The 11,260-nt window shown below is 45.7% G+C and carries 10 protein-coding genes; 6 read left to right on the forward strand and 4 right to left on the reverse strand.

Features of this window, described 5'->3' with window-relative positions; all coding sequences use genetic code 11:
• Positions 1-79: 79 nt before the first annotated feature.
• Positions 80-2,122 (forward strand): NADPH-dependent 2,4-dienoyl-CoA reductase, encoded by a 2,043-nt coding sequence (locus BIZ39_RS06875; RefSeq protein ID WP_049587748.1) that lies wholly within the window; start codon positions 80-82, stop codon positions 2,120-2,122.
• A gap of 141 nt (positions 2,123-2,263) precedes the next feature.
• Positions 2,264-2,623 (forward strand): HopJ type III effector protein, encoded by a 360-nt coding sequence (locus BIZ39_RS06880; RefSeq protein ID WP_187446658.1) that lies wholly within the window; start codon positions 2,264-2,266, stop codon positions 2,621-2,623.
• 63 nt (positions 2,624-2,686) lie between these two features.
• Here BIZ39_RS06880 and BIZ39_RS06885 read toward each other — a convergent pair whose 3' ends face one another.
• From BIZ39_RS06885 to BIZ39_RS06895, 3 genes are all read right to left on the reverse strand, one after another.
• A complete protein-coding gene (locus BIZ39_RS06885) occupies positions 2,687-3,922 on the reverse strand; it encodes a TIGR02281 family clan AA aspartic protease (RefSeq protein ID WP_049587749.1) in 1,236 nt (411 codons plus the stop codon).
• Positions 3,919-4,368 carry an acyl-CoA thioesterase gene (locus BIZ39_RS06890; RefSeq protein ID WP_187446659.1) on the reverse strand — a complete coding sequence of 150 codons (450 nt, stop codon included), beginning with the start codon at positions 4,366-4,368 and terminating at the stop codon, positions 3,919-3,921. Before BIZ39_RS06890 ends, BIZ39_RS06885 begins: the two co-directional genes overlap by 4 nt.
• 64 nt (positions 4,369-4,432) lie before the next feature.
• Positions 4,433-5,143 carry an FFLEELY motif protein gene (locus BIZ39_RS06895; RefSeq protein WP_187446660.1) on the reverse strand — a complete coding sequence of 237 codons (711 nt, stop codon included), beginning with the start codon at positions 5,141-5,143 and terminating at the stop codon, positions 4,433-4,435.
• Positions 5,144-5,297: 154 nt separating this feature from the next.
• Here BIZ39_RS06895 and BIZ39_RS06900 point away from each other — a divergent pair, with 154 nt between their 5' ends.
• From BIZ39_RS06900 to BIZ39_RS06915, 4 genes are all read left to right on the forward strand, one after another.
• On the forward strand, positions 5,298-6,020 hold the full coding sequence (locus BIZ39_RS06900) for an elongation factor P hydroxylase (RefSeq protein ID WP_316248232.1): 723 nt from the start codon (positions 5,298-5,300) through the stop codon (positions 6,018-6,020).
• A gap of 13 nt (positions 6,021-6,033) precedes the next feature.
• Entirely contained in the window at positions 6,034-7,197 is a 1,164-nt protein-coding gene (locus BIZ39_RS06905) for an ATP-NAD kinase family protein (RefSeq protein WP_168462840.1), read from the forward strand.
• A 96-nt stretch (positions 7,198-7,293) separates the two neighbouring features.
• Entirely contained in the window at positions 7,294-7,587 is a 294-nt protein-coding gene (locus tag BIZ39_RS06910) for a YfcL family protein (RefSeq protein WP_014949976.1), read from the forward strand.
• Between the two features lie 204 nt (positions 7,588-7,791).
• Positions 7,792-10,545, forward strand: a complete 2,754-nt coding sequence (locus tag BIZ39_RS06915) for a M16 family metallopeptidase (protein WP_187446661.1) — start codon at positions 7,792-7,794, stop codon at positions 10,543-10,545.
• A gap of 61 nt (positions 10,546-10,606) precedes the next feature.
• On the opposite strand, the gene BIZ39_RS06920 is transcribed toward BIZ39_RS06915, so the two are convergent.
• Positions 10,607-10,948, reverse strand: a complete 342-nt coding sequence (locus BIZ39_RS06920; RefSeq protein WP_187446662.1) for a carboxymuconolactone decarboxylase family protein — start codon at positions 10,946-10,948, stop codon at positions 10,607-10,609.
• Positions 10,949-11,260 lie beyond the last annotated feature (312 nt).

The following is an 11,260-nucleotide window of genomic DNA, read 5'->3' on the forward strand; positions in this document are numbered from 1 at the left end:
AAGAGCGCATTAGATAAGAATATTTAAACAGGCTTTTTAACGGCTTTTACCAAGCCAAAACGACTTTCAGGAATGTATCATGAATCAGACCGTTACCGATCATCCCGTTTACCCTCATTTATTTCGTCCGTTAGATTTAGGTTTCACCACCCTTAAAAACCGCGTGCTAATGGGCTCTATGCATACAGGCTTAGAGGAATTACCCGACGGCCATAAACGTATGGCGGCATTTTATGGTGAACGTGCCAGAGGTGGCGTAGGGCTTATCGTTACAGGTGGTATAGGACCAAACGAAGAGGGTGCTACCCATCCGTCAACGTTTCGTTTAGATACAGACGAAGCAGTGAAAAATCACAAAGAAGTGACTGACGCGGTGCACATTGCTGGCGGTAAAATCTGTATGCAAATTCTGCACACGGGGCGCTATGCGTATAGCCCTAAGCTTGTTGCACCTTCTGCGGTACAAGCGCCTATTAATCCGTTTAAGCCCAAGGCACTTGAAGCTGACGAGATTGAGAAGCAAGTTAAAGATTTCATTACAGCCGCAACTCAAGCCCAGCGCGCGGGTTATGATGGTGTTGAGATCATGGGGTCTGAAGGCTATTTCCTTAATCAGTTTATTGCAAAGCGCACAAACCACCGTGACGATCAGTGGGGGGGCGAATACGAGAATCGTATCCGTCTGCCTATTGAAGTGGTACGCCGCGTGCGCGAGGCGGTAGGTAAGAACTTCATCATTATTTATCGCTTATCGATGCTAGACCTGGTGGAAGGTGGCTCTACTTATGATGAAGTCGTGCAGCTTGGCAAAGAAATTGAAAAAGCCGGTGCAACTATTATTAACACCGGCATTGGTTGGCACGAAGCGCGTATTCCAACCATTGCCACTAAAGTACCGCGAGCGGCATTTACGTGGGTTACCGCAAAATTCAGAGAGGCGCTTTCAATTCCAGTGATCACATCGAACCGTATTAACACGCCTGAAGTTGCTGAAGAAGTGTTGTCTCGCGGCGATGCAGATATGGTGTCTATGGCACGTCCGTTCTTGGCAGACCCTGACTTCGTCCGCAAAGCCCAGCAAAATAAAGCCGACGAAATTAATACCTGTATTGGCTGCAACCAAGCATGCCTAGACCATGTCTTTAACGGCAAAATGACCAGCTGTTTGGTAAATCCACGAGCCTGTCACGAGCTTGAAATTAACATCAAGCCTGCAGAAACCAAAAAGCGTGTTGCAGTGGTAGGTGCGGGCCCAGCTGGATTAGCAGCGGCAGTGACTTCTGCCAAGCGCGGTCACGACGTGGTGATTTATGATGCATCTAGTGAAATTGGTGGTCAATTTAATATCGCCAAACAAATTCCAGGCAAAGAGGAGTTCTACGAAACGCTGCGTTATTTCAAGCGCCAAATTGAGCTTCATAAGAACATTACCCTTAAATTGAATACTTATGTTGATGCGGCTGCGCTAAACGACGAAGGTTTCGATGAAGTGATGATTGCGACGGGGATCAAGCCGCGTACGCCAGCGATTGAAGGCATTGAGCACGAAAAAGTGCTGACCTATATCGAAGTATTGAAGGAAAAGAAACCCGTTGGCAATAAAGTGGCCATTATCGGCGCTGGTGGAATTGGTTTTGATACCGCTGAGTACTTGTCTCATGGCAAAGAAACGCCAAGCCAAGATATTCCTGCATTTATGAAAGAGTGGGGTATTGATATGACCTTCTCTGCTCGCGCGGGCATCGAAGGCGTTAAGCCGCAGCCTGAGCCATCGCCAAGAGAGATTTTCCTGTTGCAGCGCAAGACAACCAAAGTTGGCGCGGGTCTAGGCAAAACAACGGGGTGGGCACACCGAGTGGGTCTACTAGCCAAAGGCGTGACCATGATCCCAGGTGTAAGCTACGATAAAATTGATGACGAAGGGCTACATATTACGGTTGATGGTAACAGCCAAGTATTGCCGGTAGACAACATTATCATCTGTGCAGGCCAAGAGCCGATGCGTGATATCGTTGAAGGCTTAAACATGCCTTATCACTTAATTGGTGGTGCAGACGAAGCATTAGAGCTAGATGCAAAACGGGCCATCGATCAGGGAACGCGCGTGTGCGCTGCGGTTTAACGAGCTAGTAAACCCAACCTTGTTAGCATTATAAGCGCCTCATGGAGAGGCGCTTTTTTTGTATATATTAAAACTGAACCTGTTGTGGACTTTTGTAAAGACATAGACCTGTTATTATCGTTTTCTTTTTTTGAGATAAACATGGCATACAGCAGCACCCAAGACTTAGTTCAAGCAGTCACTAATTCCCCAGATACTATCGAATTTAACGACGTTATCACGCTCGTTGATAGCGCGTTTGTTTTCACGCCCACCGCTTTCACTAATGGTGACGTAAAAAACGAAGCCAATCAGAACAATGGCTCTTGCAAACTGCTCGCACTCGGTCAGCATTTAAACCTAAACCAAGCTCAAACGCTGGCCTTATTTGGACGTTTTTATCGAGAAGATGTACTTAATAACCCTAACGGCGACGACCATGCCAATATCCGCAACTTTATGGAAACGGGCCACGAAAGGGTGGTGTTTGAGACATTTCCTTTAGTTGAATTGCAAAATTAATACATCGCGCTATAGAGGCTAAAAGGCAAGAGGCGCAAAGCTCTCGCCCTTGCGCAGACTGCATTAATCTCGCTCTGTCAAAATCAACTCACTAGACTGGGGCATTATTGCAAAGTCAAACTGACCTAGAACGTTCATTCCCAACAATCCGTCGGCATCGGGTAGAGCGTCTTCGGGCAGCACGATGGCAGAAACATCGTTGAACTCGTAGCCAGCAAAGTAAAATCGGGGTATTTGTACCAGAGGGGCTTCAATGGTTCCTGACGCGGTTCTAATGTTGAAGTTACCAATGAACGTGAGGTTTCGCATACGGCCTAAACGCGCAAAGAGTCGCGATGATATTGCGGTGGTACTGGCACCCGTATCTAAAATCATGGTGGCTTTTTGGTTAAGCGCCTTTACATCAAGGCGATATTGATCGCCAATGCGCTCTAAGGCTACACGGGTTTGATAACGTGCGGCTTCAGCGCCTGTTGGCTCTATTTCACTCTTGTTCGGCGTAGCGTCTGCGTTGGCAATATCGCGCATTTCATAGGCTTTATTGCGAATGATATTAGCGTCTCTGTCGATTGATGGAAGGGCAGCAAGCACGTCTTCCATTAACGTAAGCTTTTGCTGATAAGCGTAAGCTTCAGCCAAATTAAGGGTGTAGTGCCTAGCGTCAGGTATGCGTTGATACAGTGGCTCATTTAATCTGGCAACCAGTTCCCATTGTTCGTCTTGACTTAACTGCGTCTGCGCATGTTGATACAAAGTAGCAATTTTTGCGTCAATAAATGAGAGAGTTTCAGTTGGAAGAGGCAGTTCGGCCAAGTCGTAGTAGTGCACTATGGCCGTTGAGAGAGGCTTGGTTAACTCAATCAGTTCACCCTCTAGCAACAACAGAGATTCGTTGAGCGGGTCATATTTTAAAAGGTTTGTTAATTCAGTGGCGAGGAACGCGTATTGCTCGTTATTGAGTAGGGTAGTCAGTGACTCTAATTGATCTTGATTAACGAGTGATGAAGAGGTGCGCAGATCGTCTAGTTCGTTGGGGGCCGTGTTAGCGCCTGTCATAGGTGAAAAGTTGGCGGGAGAGCGTTCATTGTTGAAGGGCTCAGCTTTTTCGTTTACCTGAGTTTCATCCACCAACTGTGCTTGGGTTTCTAGCTGCTTGTCACTATCTAAACGGTGTTCATAACTGGCCTCTAGTGCATAAGCTTTATCATTGTGCTGCTTTAAACTAAGCCATAGGTAAACGTTTATGCCTAACGACACAATAAGGAAGAGCGAAAGCACTATCGCTAGCCACGTTTTCATTGCGCCACACACGCTTTGCCATAGATGTCCACGAATTGTTTAGGCATTCGCTTTGGGGCGCCAGTATCAAGGCTAACACATACGAATGTGGTCATAGCATCAAATACGGTTTTGTTTCGCTTTGGGCAGATAAATTGAAACTGGCGTTTCAAAGTAAGTTTGCTGTCGCAATGCACTATCCATGTAGCGCATTCTAACGTATCTCCAAGATGTGTTGGCAGGTGGTAGTTTAGCTCGTGGCGCTTAATGACCATGCCACGGTTAAGCGATTGATAATCGGCAAACTGCAAGCCAAGCGCGTTTGAATGGGCCCATGCTAGGCTTTCTAACTGCGACAGGTATGCCACATTATTAACGTGCTGATAGTGGTCGATGTGCGTTTCATCAATATGCCACTGCTGCACAAAGGGGGCGTCTAACATCCAATTAAGCGTTGGGGTGCTCAAATCTTTTCCTTATTCATATTTTTGCTTTGATCTACTCTGCTTCTTCACGTTCAGGTATTGTGCCTCATACCACAGGCAGGGGATTATCTTCAGGTAACGTTAAATCATCGTTTAACAATAATTGCATTATCGCTTTTTCTCTCACCAATACGGGGTCAATAAAGCTCTGCACGTCACCTATCGCTTTAAACGCATCAAACCCTCGTTCCAAAAATTCATGCAATGCGAGTAATCCTGCTAATTTAGCTGGACGACGGGACAGTGAAATTAACATACCTATACCACGAATTTTTATAACGTCGGCGAGTTGATCGCCCAAATGGGAAATTATGTCGATTTGATGCTTTCTATCCTCAATTCTGCCCACACTTCGATAAGCAACGGCGTAGTTGTCCCGATTGATAGTTTCTCCAGGAAAGTGGGTTTGGAGATACTGTGCCATCGCCATATCTAAATCAAACGACAATGCGTTTAACGATAATGCATCATCCATGGCGTTCATGGCTTTATCGGGCAGTACTTTTGCGAGTTTTGGAATGACTCGCACTAAATCAGCGTCCCGTTGGCTAAAATCTTTTGGCCCGTACAATTCATCTACAAAAAAAGCCATGGCTTTTTGGTAACGTTTTTGCTGTGCTAAATCGTCGTGGGTGACCAGTAAGCGTTCGCATTGCCAGTGTTGCAATTGATGAATGATAGGCATTACACCCAACTGATTGGCTAAGTCACGAAGGGCATTGACCCGATGAATATGTTTAATTATCTCTTGCGCCAAATGACAAACTCCCTGTTGAGATAGTGTGGCTAATTCGTTGTTGTAAACCTAGATTGACCTAAGCAAGCGAGCCTTTCAAGTGAGAAGACAAAGTTTTACTGGTATACTCCACCGCCATTGAAATAGCTCTGTTGTGTAGAATTTATTAGCCGCCATGAACATCGCAAGTCATCACGCATTGTTTGCCAAGACTGAAACTAAAAATACCGATACTAAAGGCTCAAACGTTGAAAGCCTAAAAAGTGAATATCCGGGCATGCACCGAGAAACGCCTACGGGGTCGGAACACTCAGAAGCAGACGTTGATGTACCTGTGTTAATCGCGTTGTTTAATTCGACATTTGAAGATTTTAATACGCGCTTGGTTTTAGGTGATGACGAACCCATTTACATCCCAGCAGACAGCGCAACACCTTATCATCAAGTCGTGTTTGCTCATGGATTTTTTTCAAGCGCTTTGCATGAAATTGCGCACTGGTGTATTGCGGGTGAAAAGCGTCGACTATTGGAAGATTACGGTTACTGGTATTGCCCAGATGGCCGCGATGCATCACAGCAAGCTGACTTCGAAAAAGTAGAAATTAAGCCCCAGGCCATTGAGTGGGCGTTTACAGAAGCAGCAGGAAGAAAGTTTCAGGTAAGCACGGATAACTTAAACGGCGCTGAGCCCGACAGAGAAGGTTTTACGCGAAACGTAGCCGCTCAGCTTGAACGCTATAAATCTGAGGGCTTTCCGCCTCGGGCTGAACAATTTATTAATGCGCTGTCATCTACGTTTGGTAAAGGTAAGTCGTCTGGTTCATGTAGCAGCATAATAAATAGCACGGTAACAGACACGTCAAAAAATACGCTAACAGCAAATTGGGTGGCGGAATAGGAGTAGATGCCGAATGAATCATACTGATCTTAGCCAATCAACGTTTGACAACAAACCCAAATTCAAACTGGGTGTTGTGGTAAACCCCTTTGCCGGCATAGGCGGAGCACTCGCGCTTAAAGGCAGCGACGGTGCAGAAATTCGCGAAAAAGCACTGGCCATGGGAGCAGAGAAAAAAGCCAACGAAAAAATGGCGAAAGCGCTTAGTATTCTAGAGGCTTTATCTGGGCAATTTACCGTCGTGACAGCATCGGGCGATATGGGTGAAACAATCTGTGAATCTCTGGGTATTCCTTATGAGGTAATCTATACGGCCGATGCCGTGCAAACCGAGGGCGAAGATTCAGAGCGTGCAGCTAAAGCAATGGTGGACGCCAACGTCGACTTACTGCTTTTTGCCGGTGGCGACGGCACAGCCCGTAATATTTGTAGCGTAGTTGGCACACAGGTGCCCGTGCTAGGTGTGCCTGCAGGTTGCAAAATTCACTCTGGCGTTTACTGCGTGTCGCCGTCAGCGGCAGGGCAGGTAGTAAGTCAGATGATCGCAGGCGAGCTTGTGAGTGAAATGGACGCCGAAGTACGTGATATTGACGAAAACGCGTTTCGCGAGGGCAAAGTTATTGCCAAACACTATGGTGAAATGCGCGTACCCGCAGAGCTCACTTATGTTCAAGCAGTAAAAATGGGCGGGAAAGAGGACGAGGCCTTAGTGCTTGACGACATTGCCGCTTATGTTGGTGAAATTATTGACGATGAGCCTGACACCTATTTTGTCATGGGATCCGGCTCCACCGTAGGTGCGGTCATGGACTTTCTTGGCCTAGAAAATACCTTGTTAGGTGTGGATGTGGTTAAACAAGGTGAGCTAATCGCAAGTGACGTTACTGCGAGCGAACTGATTGCGCTGACTCATGACAAGCCCACCAAAGTCATTTTGACGGTGATCGGTGGTCAGGGCCACCTATTAGGGCGCGGAAACCAGCAGCTTAGCCCTGCTTTTATCCGTCAAATTGGCAAGCAGAATATGCTCGTTGTTGCCACTAAACAAAAACTACAGGCATTAAACGGTAAACCGCTTCGCTTAGACTCAAGCGATGCAACGCTAGACGCTGAACTCGCAGGCGCGTTCACGGTTATCACTGGGTATAAAGATAAAGTGCTTTGCCAAGCTATTTAAAGACGTAGTTTGATACAACACGGCACATGTATAGCCATAAAAAATGAGTTTATCTCGAACTAAGATTTGATATTGAAAAACAGGAAGGAGTAAGACGTGTTACCACCTGCTGCAGCACCAGAAAGTGTCGTTAACGCCATCGCAGATATTGAGGCATCGCTTGATGACGTGGTAAATCACGGTAGTGATGACGAATTGTTTATAGCCAGCTACTTGCAAGGTCACTTTGCAGTAGAGGCTCGCCAGTTAGAAATGCAAGAAGATGCTACGGTTGCGATGCTTAATGATAAAATGCTCGAGAGCCTAAATAGCGCATTCGCCAACAACGAATTAGAAAGTGAAGATGCTAAACAAGTAAAAGCGCTTTGGGCACGGTTAGTCGCAATATAATTGCGACTTTCTTCTCTACTTTTCCCCTAGCAATATTTCTTCGTTCGTCGTTTATCCTCTCTTTTACAATCCGTTACAGTTTTCTACATCGTAACGCTTTATAAACTACCAAATTGATTTATGTTTAGTACTGGCGTAAAGCCGTTTTGTGGTGCCTGGCACATTTTAGTGTTCAGCACAGATAATAAGATTAAGGATGACGAAATGACTGTACTTAAGCATCTCACCAAGCGCTTAAAAGTAAGTGTAGGTGTGCTGGCAGTAAGTAGTACGCTGGTTGGCTCAGCGTTTGCTAAAAACGATATCAATATCGACTACGAAAAATTCACTACCGATAATGGGTTAACGGTAATTGTTCATGAAGACCGCAAGGCCCCAGTGGTTGCCGTTGCGGTTTGGTATAAAGTGGGTTCAAAAGACGAACCAAACGGCAAATCAGGGTTTGCGCACCTATTTGAACACTTAATGTTTAACGGCACGGAGAACTATGACGATGAATGGTTTGGGCCGTTACAAGAAGCTGGGGCAACAGGATTAAACGGTACCACAAACTTTGACCGTACTAACTATTTCCAAACCGTTCCGACACCTGCACTAGATCGTATTCTCTGGATGGAATCTGATCGCATGGGGCACTTGTTAGGTGCGGTAACACAAGAGAAATTAGACGAACAGCGTGGCGTTGTACAAAATGAAAAACGTCAGGGCGAAGACCAGCCTTATGGAAGCGTATTCACGCATATTTTTGAAGGCTTATTTCCCATAGGGCATCCTTACCATCATACGGTGATTGGCTCGATGGAAGATCTTAACTCCGCATCGTTAGACGACGTTAAAGGCTGGTTTAACCAATATTACGGACCGAATAACGCAATACTGGTGCTAAGCGGCGATATTAATGCAGAAGAAGCCAAACCTCTGGTTAACAAGTACTTCGCTGACATTGAGCCGGGCCCAGCACTATCTAAATGGGAAGCATGGGTACCCAAGCGCAATGCAAATACCCGAGAAGTGATTCAAGACAAGGTGCCACAATCGCGCATTTACCGCCTTTGGGTTTCACCTGAAAATACCTCTTCAACCGCAACAGACTTGTTCATTGCCGCGAGTGTCATGGGCGATGGTAAAAACTCACGCCTTTATAAAGAACTGGTGTACGACCAACAAATTGCTACCAATGCCTCGGTGTTTAACTACGAGCTACAAATGGCGTCCATTTTTGGTGTGACGGTTGACGTAAAAGACGGCGTTGACGTTGCGACAGTGGAAAAAGAAATAGATAAAGTCATTAGCGAGTTTTTGCGTAAAGGTCCAAGCAAAGACGAAGTTAAATTGGTGTCGACTAAGCGACGTGCTTCAATTATTCGCGGGCTTGAAGAGGTTGGGGGCTTTGGCGGTAAAGCCGATACGCTTGCTAGTGGTGAGTTCATTGCTGGCGACCCTAACTACTTCAAAACTGAATTGAGTGAGCTAGGACAGGCGACGCCTAAAGGGGTTAAAGCGGCTGCGAATAAATGGCTAAAAGAAGGGTGGCATCAAATCACGGTTGTTCCGTTTATTGAGCACACAGCATCTACCGAAGGCGTTGACCGCAGCTCTGGCTTGCCTTCAATCGATGCAGAGACTCAACTGAGCTTTCCTGAGGTGACAGAAACTACGCTTTCTAACGGTGTAAAGGTAGTATTTGCAAAACGCTCTACGGTTCCATTGGTGAATGTTGCGGTGCAATTCGACGCAGGTTACGCTGCCGATGCGGGTGGCAAGTTAGGACTTGCGAGCTTTACCACACAGATGCTTGACGAAGGCGCGGGAAAATATGATGCGCTGGAGCTTGCGGCAGAGCTTGAGCAGTTAGGTACTGATTTAAACGCTGGCTCAAACCTAGATACCACCACAGTTAGCATGTCAATGTTAACGGAAAACATGGAGCCTTCTTTGGCGCTAATGGGTAATATCTTGAAATCACCAACGTTCAAAAAGGAAGAGATTGAACGTCAACGAGCGCTTATATTAAGTAATATTGCACAGCAAAAAACACGCCCTGTGAGTATTGCGCTGACTCTGCTACCGCCACTTATCTATGGTGATGATCATGCCTATGGTATTCCGTTTACCGGTACCGGAACTGAACAAGACGTACAAGCGATCACGCGAGATGACCTTGTTAACTTTAAAAATACGTGGCTACGCCCAGACAATGCGACAATTTTTGTTGTTGGTGACACCACGTTAGGTGCCATTAAACCCATGCTTGAGAAAGAGTTTGGCAAATGGAAGGTAGAAGGTAGCAAAGGTGCGAAGCAAATTGCTGAAGCGTCAATGCCTGAGCAAGGCCAAGCGATTATTATCGACCGCCCTGGTGCACAACAGTCACTTATTCTGGCTGCGCATTTAGCGCCACCAACAGGGGCCGACAATAATATAGCTATCAATGCTATGAATAAAACCCTAGGTGGTGCTTTTACGGCTCGTGTGAATATGAACCTACGTGAAGATAAAAGCTGGTCTTATGGTGCGTATACCTTCTTTCAAGACGCCAGAGGGCAGCGGCCGTTTATGGTTTATGCGCCAGTGCAAACCGATAAAACAGGGCCGTCTTTGCTTGAGCTTAAAAAAGAGCTGAATGCATATATAGGGGATAAGCCGCCAATGGCGAATGAATTGGAAAGAGCTCGATTGGATGAAGTTCGCTCGTTGCCCGGTCAATTCGAAACGGCCGATGCCGTAATGTATAGCCTTTTATCAAGTAAGAGATTTAATAGAGAATATAATTATCCAGAGTCTTTGGTCGAAAAATACAATGGCTTATCTTTAGACGATTTAAGTAGTGCGGCGAAAGAAGTGCTACACCCTGAAAAATTAACCTGGATAATCATCGGAGATGCCGAGAAGATTAAAGCAGAAGTTGAAGCCGCTGAGCTTGGACCTGTCAGTGTTCAAAGTATGAATTCACTGTAATAAGCGACACTGCAAAGCAAGCGAAAGGCCGAGAAATTTCTCGGCCCTTTTTTATTCAGAATTATTCGCTAAATTCGTCAAACGCACGCAAAGCATCGGCAGCGTACATAAATGATGGGCCTCCGCCCATGTATACCGACATACCGCATACTTCTTCTATTTCTTCACGGGTAGCACCTAAATGCACTAACGCTTTAGCATGAAAACCTATGCAGCCATCACATCGCGTTGCAATACCAATCGCAAGGGCAATAAGTTCTTTCGTTTTTTTATCCAACGCACCATCGGCGGTCGCCGCCTTGGCCATATCTGAGAACCCCTTCATGACTTCTGGCACGCCTTTTTTAACCTCGGCTAGATATGGATTTAAGTTATCTGTAATTTCTTTATATGACTTCGTCATAGAGTTTCCCTGATGAAAATGTAATAGCCTATTAGGCTTGAACATCTATAGATACTAAGGCTTAATCTAAATAAAGTTCAAAGCAAATCTTATCGTTCAATACGTATCTATTTTAGTCTAAAGTTAATAGTGCGCTATGACGTAAGTCAATAACTGTTAAGGATATTGTACAAATGCGCCTTTTGTAGAATGGTGAGCGGCGGCAACATGTACTCCCGAATTCAACTGCGAAGTGCGACACTCGTCAATATCAAGCAGCCAATGCCATTTCTTTAAATACAATCGCTGGCTGCTTGAAGCCTAAACACTTTC

This window comes from Alteromonas sp. BZK5 (genome assembly GCF_014349115.1).
GTDB classification, from domain to species: Bacteria; Pseudomonadota; Gammaproteobacteria; order Enterobacterales; family Alteromonadaceae; genus Alteromonas; species Alteromonas macleodii.